This window comes from Ectobacillus antri (assembly GCF_003852715.1).
Classification (GTDB): domain Bacteria; phylum Bacillota; class Bacilli; order Bacillales; family Bacillaceae_G; genus Ectobacillus; species Ectobacillus antri.
In genome coordinates, this window is the sequence record NZ_RIAV01000010.1 from 82625 (window position 1) to 97684 (window position 15060).

15 protein-coding genes are annotated in these 15060 nt (G+C 39.8%); 13 read left to right on the forward strand and 2 right to left on the reverse strand.

All coding sequences use genetic code 11. The features are described 5' to 3' along the window. Positions 1 to 181: 181 nt before the first annotated feature. Complete coding sequence (gene pyc / locus EEJ45_RS11250) at positions 182 to 3628, forward strand: pyruvate carboxylase (RefSeq protein ID WP_124564911.1); 3447 nt, start codon at positions 182 to 184, stop codon at positions 3626 to 3628. A 31-nt stretch (positions 3629 to 3659) separates the two neighbouring features. On the opposite strand, the gene EEJ45_RS11255 is transcribed toward pyc, so the two are convergent. After that, a complete protein-coding gene (locus EEJ45_RS11255; RefSeq protein WP_124564931.1) occupies positions 3660 to 4556 on the reverse strand; it encodes a COX15/CtaA family protein in 897 nt (298 codons plus the stop codon). 964 nt (positions 4557 to 5520) lie between these two features. On the opposite strand from EEJ45_RS11255, the gene coxB reads away from it, so the two are divergent. From coxB to EEJ45_RS11285, 6 genes are all read left to right on the forward strand, one after another. Then, positions 5521 to 6570 (forward strand): cytochrome c oxidase subunit II, encoded by a 1050-nt coding sequence (coxB, locus tag EEJ45_RS11260; protein ID WP_124564912.1) that lies wholly within the window; start codon positions 5521 to 5523, stop codon positions 6568 to 6570. Between the two features lie 20 nt (positions 6571 to 6590). After that, the gene (gene ctaD / locus EEJ45_RS11265; protein WP_124564913.1) at positions 6591 to 8450 is read left to right on the forward strand and encodes a cytochrome c oxidase subunit I; all 1860 of its coding nucleotides are present in this window, start codon (positions 6591 to 6593) and stop codon (positions 8448 to 8450) included. Next, complete coding sequence (ctaE, locus tag EEJ45_RS11270; protein ID WP_124564914.1) at positions 8450 to 9073, forward strand: cytochrome c oxidase subunit III; 624 nt, start codon at positions 8450 to 8452, stop codon at positions 9071 to 9073. The genes ctaD and ctaE overlap by 1 nt, the downstream gene beginning before the upstream one ends. A gap of 3 nt (positions 9074 to 9076) precedes the next feature. Beyond that, a complete protein-coding gene (gene ctaF / locus EEJ45_RS11275) occupies positions 9077 to 9409 on the forward strand; it encodes a cytochrome c oxidase subunit IVB (RefSeq protein ID WP_124564915.1) in 333 nt (110 codons plus the stop codon). 68 nt (positions 9410 to 9477) lie between these two features. Beyond that, positions 9478 to 10383, forward strand: coding sequence for a cytochrome c oxidase assembly factor CtaG (gene ctaG, locus EEJ45_RS11280; protein WP_124564916.1), 906 nt, complete (start codon positions 9478 to 9480; stop codon positions 10381 to 10383). A gap of 70 nt (positions 10384 to 10453) precedes the next feature. Further along, complete coding sequence (locus tag EEJ45_RS11285) at positions 10454 to 10807, forward strand: Asp23/Gls24 family envelope stress response protein (RefSeq protein WP_124564917.1); 354 nt, start codon at positions 10454 to 10456, stop codon at positions 10805 to 10807. 25 nt (positions 10808 to 10832) lie between these two features. Here EEJ45_RS11285 and EEJ45_RS11290 read toward each other — a convergent pair whose 3' ends face one another. After that, a complete protein-coding gene (locus tag EEJ45_RS11290) occupies positions 10833 to 11195 on the reverse strand; it encodes a YugN family protein (protein ID WP_124564918.1) in 363 nt (120 codons plus the stop codon). Between the two features lie 369 nt (positions 11196 to 11564). Here EEJ45_RS11290 and EEJ45_RS11295 point away from each other — a divergent pair, with 369 nt between their 5' ends. The 6 genes from EEJ45_RS11295 (at position 11565) to EEJ45_RS11320 (ending at position 14886) form a co-directional block, all read left to right on the forward strand. Continuing rightward, positions 11565 to 12590, forward strand: a complete 1026-nt coding sequence (locus EEJ45_RS11295) for a CAP domain-containing protein (RefSeq protein ID WP_124564919.1) — start codon at positions 11565 to 11567, stop codon at positions 12588 to 12590. Positions 12591 to 12669: 79 nt separating this feature from the next. Further along, positions 12670 to 13080: a YlbD family protein gene (gene ylbD, locus EEJ45_RS11300; protein WP_124564920.1), complete on the forward strand. Its 411-nt coding sequence runs from the start codon at positions 12670 to 12672 to the stop codon at positions 13078 to 13080. Positions 13081 to 13091: 11 nt separating this feature from the next. Further along, a complete protein-coding gene (locus tag EEJ45_RS11305) occupies positions 13092 to 13337 on the forward strand; it encodes a YlbE-like family protein (protein WP_124564921.1) in 246 nt (81 codons plus the stop codon). A 63-nt stretch (positions 13338 to 13400) separates the two neighbouring features. Then, positions 13401 to 13970, forward strand: a complete 570-nt coding sequence (locus tag EEJ45_RS11310; RefSeq protein WP_124564922.1) for a histidine phosphatase family protein — start codon at positions 13401 to 13403, stop codon at positions 13968 to 13970. A 55-nt stretch (positions 13971 to 14025) separates the two neighbouring features. Next, positions 14026 to 14484 (forward strand): YlbF/YmcA family competence regulator, encoded by a 459-nt coding sequence (locus EEJ45_RS11315; RefSeq protein WP_124564923.1) that lies wholly within the window; start codon positions 14026 to 14028, stop codon positions 14482 to 14484. A gap of 129 nt (positions 14485 to 14613) precedes the next feature. Continuing rightward, positions 14614 to 14886, forward strand: coding sequence for a YlbG family protein (locus EEJ45_RS11320; protein ID WP_124564924.1), 273 nt, complete (start codon positions 14614 to 14616; stop codon positions 14884 to 14886). Positions 14887 to 15060: the final 174 nt, after the last annotated feature.

Here is a 15060-nt window from a genome sequence, read left to right on the forward strand (position 1 = left end):
TAAATTAGTATGTTATATTTTCTTTATGTGACATACTTTTTCGTGATGAATGTTTTTTTGTATGGTATAATAAATTTGTGTAACAGATCATGCAGAATACTTATCATTTTCTTCAAAATAAGGTATGATGATTAAAATAGTTTTCATACCTGCCGTCGCAGCAAAGTAGAGGGGGATTTATATGGAAAAGTTGCAGAATATTCGAAAAGTCCTGGTTGCTAACCGTGGTGAAATTGCTATTCGTGTGTTTCGTGCGTGTACAGAGCTAGGACTGCGTACAGTAGCCATTTATTCGAAGGAAGATACTGGTTCCTACCACCGTTATAAGGCGGATGAAGCCTACTTAGTAGGAGCCGGAAAAAAGCCGATTGATGCGTATTTAGATATTGAAGGCATTATTGAAATTGCAAAAAGCAATCAAGTCGATGCCATTCATCCCGGCTATGGATTTCTATCAGAAAATATTCATTTTGCAAAGCGTTGTGAAGAAGAAGGAATCATTTTCATAGGCCCTAAAAGCGAACATTTAGATATGTTTGGCGATAAGGTAAAAGCGAGAGCACAAGCACAAGCAGCCAATATTCCGGTAATCCCAGGCAGTGATGGCCCTGTAGAAAGCCTGCAAGAAGTCGTTGCGTTTGGCGAAGAGCATGGGTATCCAATCATTATTAAAGCCTCGTTAGGTGGCGGTGGACGAGGAATGCGTATCGTTCGCAATGCTTCCGGTGTTGAAGAAGCATATCATCGTGCGAAATCAGAAGCAAAGGCTGCATTTGGTAGCGATGAAGTGTATGTAGAAAAATTTGTAGAAAATCCAAAACATATTGAGGTACAAATCCTAGCAGATCAAGGCGGTAATATAGTTCACTTATACGAGCGCGATTGTTCTGTACAACGCCGCCATCAAAAGGTAGTTGAAGTAGCGCCGAGTGTTTCTTTGCCAGAAGGTCTGCGGATGGCAATTTGTGAAGCAGCTGTACAGCTTTGTAAAAATGTACACTATTTAAATGCCGGTACGGTAGAATTTCTTGTAAAGGAAGATAAATTTTACTTTATTGAAGTAAATCCTCGTATACAAGTAGAGCATACTATCACTGAAATGATAACAGGTGTGGATATTGTTCAAACACAAATTTTAATTGCAGATGGGTTTCTGCTTCACAGCAACAGAGTTGGCATTCCGGCGCAGGAGGAAATCCGAACAAATGGTTATGCCATTCAATCACGTGTGACAACGGAAGATCCGTTAAACAACTTTATGCCAGACACAGGTAAAATTATGGCATATCGCTCTGGCGGCGGGTTTGGCGTTCGTTTAGATACTGGTAACAGTTTTCAAGGAGCTGTTATTACGCCGTACTATGATTCCTTACTCGTTAAGGTAACCACGTGGGCGCTCACATTTGAGCAAGCTGCGGCAAAAATGGAGAGAAACTTAAAAGAATTTCGAATTCGCGGCATTAAAACAAATATTCCATTTTTAGAAAATGTGGTCAAACATCCAAACTTTATGTCGGGTGAATATGATACCTCTTTCATTGATTCATCACCTGAATTATTTGTGTTTCCAAAGAGAAAAGACCGCGGAACGAAAATGCTTTCTTACATAGGTTCTGTTACAGTTAACGGTTTTCCGGGTATTGGTAAGCAAGAAAAGCCAATTTTTGCTGAGCCGCGTATGCCAAAAGTCAAATATTCTGAACCAATCTCGTCCGGTACAAAACAAATTTTAGAAGAGCGCGGCGCAGACGGACTTGTCAAGTGGGTGCAGGAGCAAAAGCGTGTACTTTTAACTGACACAACGTTCCGTGACGGTCATCAATCACTTCTTGCAACGCGTGTTCGTACGCAAGATTTAAAGCGAATTGCTGAGCCAACAGCACGGTTATTGCCAAATCTATTCTCTGCAGAAATGTGGGGCGGTGCCACATTTGATGTTGCCTATCGTTTCTTAAAAGAAGATCCGTGGGAACGTTTGTTGCATCTGCGCGAGCGTATGCCAAATGTATTATTTCAAATGCTGCTCCGTGCTTCTAATGCAGTAGGTTACAAAAATTATCCAGATAACGTTATTCGTAAGTTTGTCGAGTCTTCCGCACAAGGCGGGATTGATGTGTTTCGTATATTTGACAGCTTAAACTGGGCGGAAGGCATGAAAGTAGCTATTGATGCAGTTCGGCAAAATGGTAAGCTAGCGGAAGCGGCAATTTGCTATACAGGTGATATCCATGATTCGTCACGCAGCAAATATGATTTGAAATACTATATCAATTTGGCAAAAGAGTTGGAGAATGCAGGAGCGCATATATTGGGAATCAAAGATATGGCTGGTTTATTGAAGCCTGCAGCTGCGTATGACCTGGTATCTAGTCTAAAAGAAACAGTTTCTATTCCGATTCATTTGCATACGCATGATACGAGTGGAAACGGCATTTTCACTTATGTAAAGGCAATTGAAGCTGGGGTAGATATTGTTGATGTTGCAGTGAGCTCTATGGCTGGCTTAACGTCACAGCCAAGCGCGAGTACGTTATATTATGCACTTGAAGGAGACGAAAGATGTCCGGATATAAATATTAAAGCCCTAGAGGAGCTTTCGCATTATTGGGAAGATGTTCGTAAATATTATGTAAGCTTTGAAAGTGGCATGAATGCGCCGCATACGGAAGTGTATATGCACGAAATGCCAGGTGGACAGTACAGCAATCTACAGCAACAAGCAAAAGCGGTTGGTTTGGCAGATCGTTTTGATGAAGTAAAGACCATGTATCGTCGTGTCAATGATATGTTTGGTGATATTGTCAAAGTTACACCGTCTTCTAAAGTTGTGGGTGACATGGCGTTGTTTATGGTGCAAAACAACTTAACAGAAGATGCGGTATATGAGCGTGGTGAAACGCTGGATTTTCCTGACTCTGTCGTTGAGTTATTTGAAGGATATTTAGGACAGCCACACGGTGGGTTCCCGAAAGAGTTGCAGCGCATTATTTTAAAAGGAAAAGAGCCTATTACCGTACGCCCGGGTGAATTGCTGGAGCCTGTAGATTTTCAGGATTTACAGGAAACATTATTCCATAAGTTGAAGCGTCAAGTAACAATGTTTGATTTATTGTCGTTTGCCTTATATCCAAAGGTGTTCATGGAATATCAAACGATATTTGATAAGTTCGGCAATGTTTCCGTTTTGGACACACCGACATTTTTCTATGGGATGCGTTTAGGAGAAGAAGTAGAGATGGAAATTGAAAGAGGAAAAACACTAAATGTTAAACTTGTTTCCATCAGTGAGCCGCAAGCCGATGGCACGCGTGTTGTATACTTTGAATTGAACGGTCAACCTCGTGAAGTAATTATTAAGGATGAAAGCATTAAATCAGCGATTGCACAGCGTATTAAAGGGGACAAAGACAACCCGCAGCATATTAGCGCGACAATGCCAGGTACGGTTATTAAAGTACTCGTAAAGCCAGGTGACACGATTAAAAAAGGAGAATCCTTGGCAATTACAGAAGCTATGAAAATGGAAACGACTGTACAAGCACCGTTTGCTGGTGTGATTAAAGAGCTGTTTGTAAAAGATGGCGATGCTATCCAAACAGGTGATTTGCTAATCGAACTTGTAAAATAAAAAAATCCTATCCCCAATGGGGATAGGATTTTTAACGTGTTTTACTTCTTCTTGCAAGCATGCACAGATAGCACAGTACAGCAAACAAGCAAGAAATAAACAATGCATGTAACAATGCAACGTATAGATTTAGTTCTGTATACACAACAAGCATACCGGAAACAGCTTGCAAGGATACCAAAATGAGTGCGATGAGCCAGCCCCAATAGATAACGCGCTCATGCTTGTATTGACGAACAGCTAAAACAGCCGCATATAAAATCCAGAAGAAGATAAGTATTGCAGCAAAGCGATGACCCATCTGTACCCACTCGTGAAACTGTGTCGGAAGAGCGCTGCTTTTGCTGCAAAGCGGGAAGCTAGGGCATGCTAAGCTAGCTCGCTCATGGCGTACAAGAGCCCCTGTGTATACAACGATGTAGCTATACAATGTAATACCGTAAATGTGAAATTTCATTTTTTTATCAACAATAAGGGCTTGCGCATTAAACTTCTTGTCCACTTCAAAGATTAGCAGTGTCAGCAAAATAACAGATGCGAACGAAATTAAAGAAATACCGAAGTGAAGTGCCAATACAGCAGCTGATTGTCCCCAAACAACAGCGGCAGCTCCAAGAAGGGCCTGTGCAATTAGAAATAAGAAAGAAACGACAGCAAGTGGTCTTGCTTCACGTGCTTTTAGGAAAAACCAAGATAGTACACATAATAAAAGCACTAGAATCCCCGCAGAACCTGAAACAATTCGATGACTCAATTCGATGACCGTTTCTAAAGTCAAAGGATCGGGTATGATTTTTCCGTGGCAAAGCGGCCAAGATTTACCGCAGCCTTGTCCGGAGCCTGTTTTTGTAACAAGAGCTCCCCCAAGTAAAACCAATAATAAAACAAAGCTTGTTATAACGCCTAGAATTTTTAACAAACGTTGCAAACGGTTCACTCTCTTTCTCTATGAAGTTATAGTGGTACATATAAATACAAGTAGAAAACAATGCAACACCGGATAGGGCATCAGGGTTAACGCATAACTGTAACATATAAATTTAGGTTATGGTTTCCTGAATAACTTTTTCATTGTGTTTACCGTATTACCATAATATCCGCGGTAAAAGCAAGAAAACAAATTTCAAAATGAAAACGCTATTCCTACAGACTGCTATTATACACGATAGCTCATAGGACAGAGCAAGTGATATATGACAAAAAAAGTACAATTTTAGAAAGTATAGCGAGATACATTTATGAGTATAAACAATTGTGTGAGAAATTTGACAAAATGGTTTATCATAATAAGGTATTTCATGTTATGATTATAGTAGAAAGCGCAATGTTGTGAAAAGACACAAAAATTTTAAGTTTCTTTCACAAATTCTTCATAAAATATGTTTTAATATAGTCGAGTAAGTTTATAGACTAAGTGATAGGGCTGCCGTTCTTAGATGCGGGCAGGATAAGTACGGTTTCTAGTTCTCTATAAAACAATATTTCTACTGTAATAATATTGTTATATAGGTCTGCAATGAAAATGTACATGGTTTTAAAGGGACGGTATTTGTGATCTTGAAAATGATTTGTTATTCATGTATAGGATCACAGCCATGTAACGTACATCAGAATTTGTACGCGCTTTCTCTCTCAACGAGACAAATGAATAATGGGGTTACATAGGTAATGCCTAGTCGTTGCCATTTTGATATGTATGCATAAAAAATCGACTTGTTATACGGTAAGGGAATAGGTGGGCGCAGGGCTTTGTGTCACTCGCGGTTTTTTATGTACTTCTTCATGAAACACGCTTAGGTAGCTTTTTTAAGAAGAAGGGGGAATTTTTACATGGGGTTTACTTTAATTTTTATAAAGTACAATCTAATCAACAAAGAAAGTGGGGTTTATGAATGATGAAACAGTGGCGACTGGTTTCGCTCGTTTCCTTGCTGGCTTTACTGTTAGGGGGATGCGGTAAAGACTTTCAATCTACCTTGATTCCGCAAGGTGAAGTGGCGAAGATGCAATATGATTTATTGCTATTATCAACTGCAATCATGGTACTTGTTGTATTGGTGGTTACAGCAATCTTTATTTATGTAGTCGTGAAGTTCCGTCAAAAGAAAGGGCAGGAGAACTATATTCCAAAACAGGTGGAGGGCAATCACAAGCTTGAAATCATTTGGACTGTAATTCCGATTCTTCTCTTGTTGGTGTTGGCTGTTCCAACTGTTACGTACACCTTCAAGCTGGCAGATGTAAAGCCTGCGCAAAAGCAAAAGCTTGATAAAGATACGATTGTTATTGATGTAAGTGCACGCTTGTACTGGTGGGAATTTGCTTATAAAAATGAGAAGATTGTGACTTCTCAAGATATGGTGATTCCGACAGGGAAGAAAGTGTATTTAAATTTGAAGGGAGCAGATATTAAGCACGCATTCTGGGTACCTTCATTAGCAGGAAAAATCGATACGAACCCGGACAACGTGAACATGATGTGGTTGAAAGCTGATAATCCTGGTACTTATAACGGATTTTGTACAGAACTTTGCGGCCCGTCCCATGCTTTAATGCAGTTTAAGGTAAAAGCGGTTAGTCCGGAAGAATATGAGGCTTGGACAGCATCCATGAACAAGCTTGATGGTAAACAGGAAACAGCATCTGCACAAGCAGAAGAAGGGAAAGAAATTTTCCAAAAGAGCTGTATCGGTTGCCATGCGGTAGATGCAAATGATGCACGACCAGCCGCTGCACGTATCGCGCCAAACTTGGCTAACTTTGGTGATCGTGAGTTAGTAGCTGGTATCGTGGAAAACAATGAAGAAAATGTGAAACAATGGTTAAAAGATCCAGAAGGCATGAAGCCGGGGAACTTAATGACTGGTAAATACGGCAATTTAACCGATGAGCAAGTAGATGCATTAACTGCCTATCTACTAGGTTTAAAAGCTGAGAAGTAAGGGGAAGAGGGGGTAAAGACGTGAGTTCTGTAGCAAAGAAAAAAAGTGTTCTTTGGGACTACTTAACAACGGTTGACCATAAGAAGATTGCCATTCTCTACTTGATGGCAGGTGGCATATTCTTTTTAGCCGGCGGCTTGGAAGCGTTGTTTATTCGTTATCAGTTGGCGATTCCCAACAATGATTTTCTTGTAGGGGATGCATACAACCAGGTGCTGACGATGCACGGCACAACGATGATTTTCTTGGCAGCAATGCCGCTTGTGTTTGCATTTTTGAACGCGGTTATACCGCTTCAAATCGGGGCGCGAGACGTAGCGTTTCCGTATATTAACGCACTAGGCTTTTGGTTATTCTTTTTTGGTGGCGTTTTCTTAAATGCAAGTTGGTTTTTAGGGGGCGCACCTGATGCAGGATGGACATCTTACGCATCACTAACAATGGCTGCAAAAACACATGGTGTGGATTTTTACATACTGGGGCTTCAAATTTCCGGTATCGGAACATTAATTGGTGGTATTAACTTCTTGGTAACAATTATTAATATGCGTGCGCCAGGTATGACATATATGCGTATGCCTTTGTTTACTTGGACTGGGTTTGTAGTATCTGCTTTAATTTTGTTTGCGTTTCCTCCGTTAACGGTAGGTTTAGCTCTATTAGGACTGGATCGTTTATTCGGAACACAGTTTTTTAATCCGGCGCTTGGTGGTAACACAGTAATTTGGGAGCATTTGTTCTGGATTTTTGGTCACCCGGAAGTATACATCTTGATTTTGCCGGCATTTGGTATTTTCTCCGAGATTCTTGCAACGTTTTCTAAAAAGCGTTTGTTCGGATATTCTTCCATGGTATTTGCAACGGTATTGATTGGATTTTTAGGATTCATGGTATGGGCGCATCATATGTTTACAACGGGTCTTGGTCCAATCGCAAACTCCATTTTTGCAGTAGCAACAATGGCGATTGCGGTACCGACTGGTATTAAAATTTTTAACTGGCTCTTTACGATTTGGGGCGGAAATATTCGTTTTACAGTAGCGATGCTGTACGCAGTTTCTTTTATTCCAACGTTCGTAATGGGCGGTGTTACAGGTATTCAGCTAGCATCAGCTCCAGCTGACTATCAGTTCCACGACTCTTATTTCGTAGTAGCGCACTTTCACTATGTTATCGTGGGCGGGGTTGTATTAGGTCTATTAGCAGGTGTGCATTATTGGTGGCCACTTATGTTTGGGAAGATTTTGGATGAAGGTCTTGGTAAGGTATCGTTTTGGTTGTTCTTTAGTGGCTTCCACTTAACGTTCTTCATTCAGCATTTCTTAGGCTTAATGGGAATGCCGCGTCGCTACTTTACTTTTTTACCAAATCAGGGTCTAGAAACAGGGAACTTAATCAGCTCTATCGGCGCAATCTTTATGGCATTGGGCGTAATTGTACTATTGTACAATATCGTGAAAACAACAGTTTCTGGTAAACCTGCCGGCCGTGATCCTTGGGGAGACGGACGTACACTTGAGTGGGCATTGCCAAGTCCGACACCAGAATACAACTTTAAGCAATTACCGTTTGTACGCGGTTTAGATGCATTCTGGATTGAGAAAATGGAAGGTAAAAAAGAAATGACGCCGGCTGAGCCTGTTGGTGATATTCACATGCCAAACTCATCTTTCTTACCGTTCGTGACGTCTTTCGGATTGTTTGTTGCAGCGTTTGGAGCCATGTATATGGAAGGTGGAAAAGACAAGCTGTGGCTTGCAGTAGCGTTAATTGGTTTACTGATTACACTCGGTGCGATGTTCCTTCGCTCTGTAATTGATGATCACGGCTATCATATCCATAAAGAAGACTTAGAGGATGACAAGGGGGGGAAGGCATAATGCATGTAGAAGAGAAATTCACAGCTGAAACATTCCCTGCTGATGCAGAAAGAGCGACCCTTGAAGGGAAAAATAAGTTTTTAGGATTTTGGTTGTTCCTTGGGGGAGAGACGGTACTGTTTGCCTCTCTCTTCGCCACATACCTATCTTTGAAAAATTCAACAAACGGTGGGCCGTCAACACAAGAAATGTTTGATATGACACTTGTGTTTGTTGCGACAATGCTCCTGTTAACAAGTAGTTTAACAAGCGTGTATGCTATGTATCACATGAAAAACTTTAACTTCAAGCAAATGCAATTTTGGTTAATTATTACTGTATTGCTTGGTGCAGGGTTCTTGGGTCTTGAAATTTATGAGTTCAATCACTATATACATGAGTATAAGTTGACGATGAAAAGCAGTGCGTTTGGCTCAGCATTCTATACGCTAGTCGGTACGCACGGTGCGCACGTATTCTTTGGTTTGCTATGGATAACAACGTTGGTAGTTAGAAATGCGAAGCGCGGACTAAATTTATATAATGCACCGAAGTATTATGTTGCTTCGTTGTATTGGCACTTTATTGACGTAGTTTGGGTGTTTATTTTCACTGTAGTATATTTAATGGGGATGGTGGGATAAACAATGGCGACAAAACAAACTGGAAATCCAAATGTAGATCTTGCCTATCGTAGGAAGAAAAATGCAGAGGAAATGAGACATCAGGTCATTACTTTTGCATTAATGATTTTCTTGACGGTTGTAGCATTCGTTGCAGTTGCATATCCAAAAACGTTCACGCCACTTTTTGCGGTACCGTTTATTTTGGTGTTGGCTGTTGTGCAAGTTATTTTTCAATTGTATTATTTCATGCACATGAGTCACAAAGGACATGAGGCTCCTTCATTGTTCTTATACTCAGGTATTTTAGTTGCGTTTTTAACTGTACTGGCATTTGTAACAATTGTTTGGTTGTAAGATGACAAGAAGGGATTGATGTAAATCAATCCCTTCTTTAGCAATAATCTAAAGAGGAGCGTTGTAATATGAGTAATTTATGGGTTTTCGGCTTTGAAGCGTTATGGAGTCCTGTATTTTTTATCTTTATAGCTGCAATTACAGTTGTTTATTTTCTAATTATTGGGAGATATAATTCTTGGTTTCCTAATGCTGAGAAAGTAAGCAAACGGCAGCAAATATACTTTGTAAGTGGAATGATATTATTGTATACCGTTAAGGGTGGACCACTTGATTTACTGGGTCATATTAGTTTTAGTGCCCATATGACGGAAATGGCCATCTTGTTTATTGCGGTGCCCCCATTGCTTATTTTAGGAATCCCCCAATGGCTTCTTGCATATGCGCTTAACTACCAGCCTGTGCGGGCTACAGTAAATATATTCGCAAAGCCACTTATTGCTTTGTTTGTATTTAATGGGTTATTCTCCTTGTATCATTTGCCGTTTGTTTTTGATGTGGTAAAGCAAAGTCAACTGTTGCACCCCATCACATTAGCGATTTTATTTTTTATGGCAATTATGATGTGGTGGCCTGTATTAAATCCATTACCGCAAATGCAAACATTAAGTGAAATTCAAAAGATAGGTTATATCTTTGCCAATGGCATGCTGTTAACACCTGCTTGTGCACTGATTATTTTTGCAAGCAAACCTTTATTTTTAACATATACTGACCCACAAGCGTGGCTAAAGGCCATGGAGTTGTGTGTTCCTGCAGGTACACTTTCATCTTTACAATTAAGTGGTCCTGAATTTTTAAATTGGCTGCCTCCTTTAGAAGATCAACGTACGGGTGGAATTGTGATGAAAATTGTACAAGAACTTGTATATGGTACTTTAATTGGTTATGTGTTTTTTAGATGGGTGAGACAAGAAAAGGAGAAGGAAAAAAGTGGCGTTTATGATATGCCACCATATGTGGGCTCTGAATAATTCCATTTGCCGTCCGAACCGCATTTACTTCGTGTGCATACAATGAAAGAAAAAAGCAAAGCGGAGGCCGATGATGGGGCTTGAACTGATTAATCCACTGGAGACTTGGCATAAAGCAGACCGCACGTTGAAGGAGCTCATACATCTACTTGTATGCGAAGTGAATGGTGTGCTTTACACTGTTTCAAACATAAGAGAAACTTTGTTTGGAATCGCTTGTAGTAAGCGTGTAGAAAAAGGGATTACCTTGTCATATGAAGAAACAGGGATTGTAGTTAGAATAAAAGTCGCTTTGTCTTTGTGTTTCCCTATACTGGAAACCTGTTGCTTTGTACAGGAACATGTTAAAAAAGAAGTAGAAACGATGATCGGAATGCCTGTTCAGGCGGTTCACGTGCATGTCGTAAGAGTAGTGAAGAAATAAAAAAAGCAGCAAACATGCTGCTTTTTTAATCTGTAGGCAATGCTTTTAATGCTGTGCTTATATTATGTAAAAGCTGTTTGCTTTTTTGTAATACGTTGTTTGGAAACTGTTCTCCTTCGCCATACTCTACACCGTGCGGATAATAATGCTTGCCAAGTAACGGTGTCAAAAGTTTGACACGAGCGTGACGTCCCCCTAAGTCACCCTCAATTGCGTAAGCTTGTACTCGTAAATAATATACATCTTTTAATAATTCGAATTTATAGTCATATGTTGCACGTTCATAGTCCCATTGACCAGCTAAAACGAATCCATAGTCATTCATAATTTCAGTTAGGCGAGAGAAATCAACAATTTGCTCATCTAACTCTGTCCCATTCAACTTCATGGTATGTCCCCCTTTGTATGAAAATGCTGTCTAGATTTATAATAGTACGAATAGTAAGAAAGCGCAATTAATTATAGAAATAAACTCGTTATGAAATCTTTATGAATATGTCCTGTATCATAAAATATGATATATTGAGAATACATAACATGTATGTTTATATATGCAAGTAAAACAGCTAATACTTTTGAGATGGGAGAGAAGAAGAGAACGTAAGTAGCAGCCAGTATTTAAGAAGGTTGCAAGCTCGCTAAATAATATACATCTGACAAACAGTTTTTCTACTTTGGTATGCTATTACGTTAAAACAGATACTTGTACATATGTTAGTACGAGTTTGAGGTAGTTGAAATACAGGAGGCATCTTGCTTGAAAACACTTCTTAGAATTATTGCTGTAACAATTGTTCTATTAGTAGGAAATCTATACGGCAAACTGCTGATAAACGAATATGTAACGAAAAAACCAAAACAACAATTTAAGCCGCATATATCTGAAAATCTTACTCAACATGCAGAACCATCGGTTGCCCAATTGTTGGGCAGAGAGTTAGAAAGTTTATTGGCAGAATATGGGGAGCCAGAGCGTGTCGAACCATCTGCTTACGGATATGAATGGTGGATTTACAATCAAAACTTGCAAAGCTATGTGCAATTTGGAATTCAAAATCATAAGGTGGTAACTATTTATGCTGCAGGTGTAAGTGCAAACGTACTTCCCTTTCGCATTCAGCAAACACATGCTGAAATTTATGAGCAGTTTCCATTTTCATATGAAATTGCATTGAAGCATGAAAACAGTAGCTATCAGTTTGAGCTATCGGAAGAAGAATTTAATGAGCAACCTCTTGTTGCGTTACCAAATGGATGGGCGCAGTTATATTTTGATAAGTTTACACGTGAGCTGGTAGGTGTTCGCTTCATGGATGAAGAGGTGCTTTTAAAGCAACGACCATATCAGCTGGTATATAGTGGGGAACTCTTGGAGCCACCAAATTTATCTTATAGCAATCTTGTGCAAGTAGAACAAGGCAATGCCAGACAAGTTTTAGATTTGACCAATGTGATTCGATTACAACATGAATTGCCGCTTTTGAAATGGGATGAATCTGCAGCGCAAGTGGCATACTTGCACAGTAAGGATATGAAGGAAGAGAATTATTTTGCACATGAATCTCCTAAATACGGTACACTCGGTGACCGTTTAAATAAAGGAGCGGTGCAATTCAAAGCGGCTGGGGAAAATATTGCTGCGCATTATTTGGATGCTATTGCAGCTGTGCAAGGGTGGTTGAACAGTGAAGGGCATAGAAAGAATGTACTGAATGAACAATTTACAAATTTAGGTGTAGGAGTACACCAAACATTTTATACAGAGAATTTTTTGCAGAAATAAGGCATATGGTACGCCTAAAAAATAGGCGCACCATATGCCTTGTTTGTTCTTACAATAGTAAAAAGGAGAGGTGATTACGATGACAACGGCAAACAAACGATCGCACCCATCCGTTCAGAAGTTCAAAGAATTTGTAAGAAATCATCCAAAAATGATTTATGAGGTGCGAAACGGATCAAAAACATGGCAGCAATTTTATGAAGAATGGTATTTACTCGGAGAGAATGATCCAATTTGGCAGGTGTATAAGCAAGATGGCGAGCAAGAATCTGTTGCGGCAGCACAAGAAAGCGTTGTTGCAGCAGGTGTCATGGGGCAAGTGATGTCATTTATTAAAAATATTAATATGGATCAGGTGCAATATCATTTAAACAATGTAACAAGTACGATAGGTAGTGTACAGCAGGTTATTCAGCAATTTAAAGGAAGCGCTAGTGACCAAAATAGTACACCCCAACAAAACAATCCGTTTTTCTTTCAAAAGGATTAGGAGGAAAATCTGTGCGCAAAGAAATTATGGATTATGTACAGTCCCAAGAGGATTTGCAAAAATTTATCCGAGAACAGCCATATTGGTATCGTAAACTATCGCGCAGTCCTGATGAGCGAGACAATTTTGAATTAGCTGCATTGCAATATTATCAAAAGACAATTCCAGATCGAGTTGCTAAATTTCAAAACCAATTGGCAATGGCATCCATTATGGTTGATATGTTCCAATATATGAAGCAACAAAACGGCTTGTAAAACTATCCGTCATGTAAAAGTTCTGATACAATGGAAAGTGAGTATAAAAAAGGAGCTGTTTGCATGACGGAAATTTGTTTGGTCCGACATGGACAAACTGACTGGAATTTTAAACAAATTATTCAAGGGAGAGAAGATATCCCGTTAAATACAGTTGGAAAAAAGCAAGCTGAGCAGAGCGCATCTTTTTTAAGCCAAGAAAAATGGGATGTAATCATAAGCAGCCCGTTACTTCGTGCGAAAGAAACAGCGAGTCTCATTCAAAACGCAGCTGGAATTCCAGAGTTACATCTGGACGAACGTTTTATTGAGCGAGATTTTGGTAGTGCTTCCGGGCGTCCAGTTGCTGAAGTTCGGGAACAAATTGCAAAGGGAGAAGTTGCAGATATGGAAACTGATGAGCAACTTGTTGAGCGATGTTTTTCTGCTCTATGCGATGTCGCCAAGAAACACAAGGGAAAAAGAATTATTATTGTTGCCCACTCCCATGCCATTAAAGCCATTCTTCATGCCATTCATCCACAAGAGATTCATTTTAAAACGCCTCTTCAAAATGCGTGTGCAAATTACGTGGCTTTGCAGGACAAGGCATGGCATGTTCGGCGGTATAATGTGGCTGAGCATATTGTGTAAGGTGTTAGGACTTCTCTGAAACATATGCTATCATAAAAAATCGGAGGTGTCTGATATGATTATTGCTACGCTAGAAAGCGTATTAATACTAGAAGAAGCCGAGCAGCTTGCTCGGATGATTATAGATTCTGAGGAAGCTTCAGTGTATCGTGCTGCTTATCATGATTTACAACAAGATGAGGAAGCACAGCATTTAATCCGGGAGTTTGTCAAAAAGAAAGAGCTGTATGAAGAAGTGCAGCGCTTTGGCAAGTATCATCCAGATTATAAAAAGGTTATGCAAGAGATTCGAGATATTAAGCGGGAAGTTGATTTACACGAACGTATTGCTGCGTTCAAAAAGGCTGAGACTGCAATGCAAAAACTATTGGATGAAGTTAGTGTTTGTATCGGTACTGAAATTTCACCGTATATCAAAGTTCCTACCGGAAATCCATTTTTTGATTCTGCAGGAGGTTGTAGCGGTGGCGGTTGCGGTACGGGAGGTAGTTGTGGCTGTCGCAAGACGGGTTGACCTGAAAAGGTCCCCGTTATGTTTGAAATAGAATGAGTTAAAGAAGAGATAAATTATTCTATACAGACTATGCTTCGGGCCACGCGATGTTAATATGTATATAAATTTAGACGAACAAAGGAGATTAATATGTTCGGACAACGACAGAGTATTATTGTATATTTACATTCGTTAAAGCATGCTAAACTGCTTCGTAAATATGGAAACATTCACTATATATCAAGGCGATTAAAGTACGTTGTACTGTACTGCGATATGAATCAATCGGATGCTTTACAAGAGAAGTTAAATGCTTTTCCGTTTGTGAAACGTGTAGAACCATCCTATCGTCCGTTCTTAAAAACGGAATTTGAGAACTCTAAACCGGATCGCGCGAAAGAATATGATTATAAAATTGATTAATATAAAGAAGAGCTCTGTGCAATCGCACAGAGCTCTTCTTTATAGGAATACAAGTGTTCTGTGCCTAAACAGTCGGCTCCGCTTTTCTTAATGTCTAGCTACGCCTCCTAGGCACTCTCACCTAAGAACCTCGGCCACAAAAAGGCAAAAAGCGCCTTTTCGAGCCGAGAACCT

Excerpts from the sequence above, each read along its gene's own strand:
- EEJ45_RS11285 (WP_124564917.1), top strand. The coding sequence starts at position 10,454 with ATGATGGGGCTTGAACTGATTAATCCACTGGAGACTTGGCATAAAGCA.
- ctaG (WP_124564916.1), top strand. The coding sequence starts at position 9,478 with ATGAGTAATTTATGGGTTTTCGGCTTTGAAGCGTTATGGAGTCCTGTA.
- ctaF (WP_124564915.1), top strand. The coding sequence starts at position 9,077 with ATGGCGACAAAACAAACTGGAAATCCAAATGTAGATCTTGCCTATCGT.
- EEJ45_RS11315 (WP_124564923.1), top strand. The coding sequence starts at position 14,026 with ATGATTATTGCTACGCTAGAAAGCGTATTAATACTAGAAGAAGCCGAG.
- ctaE (WP_124564914.1), top strand. The coding sequence starts at position 8,450 with ATGCATGTAGAAGAGAAATTCACAGCTGAAACATTCCCTGCTGATGCA.
- pyc (WP_124564911.1), top strand. The coding sequence starts at position 182 with ATGGAAAAGTTGCAGAATATTCGAAAAGTCCTGGTTGCTAACCGTGGT.
- EEJ45_RS11310 (WP_124564922.1), top strand. The coding sequence starts at position 13,401 with ATGACGGAAATTTGTTTGGTCCGACATGGACAAACTGACTGGAATTTT.
- EEJ45_RS11320 (WP_124564924.1), top strand. The coding sequence starts at position 14,614 with ATGTTCGGACAACGACAGAGTATTATTGTATATTTACATTCGTTAAAG.
- ylbD (WP_124564920.1), top strand. The coding sequence starts at position 12,670 with ATGACAACGGCAAACAAACGATCGCACCCATCCGTTCAGAAGTTCAAA.
- coxB (WP_124564912.1), top strand. The coding sequence starts at position 5,521 with ATGATGAAACAGTGGCGACTGGTTTCGCTCGTTTCCTTGCTGGCTTTA.
- EEJ45_RS11290 (WP_124564918.1), bottom strand. The coding sequence starts at position 11,195 with ATGAAGTTGAATGGGACAGAGTTAGATGAGCAAATTGTTGATTTCTCT.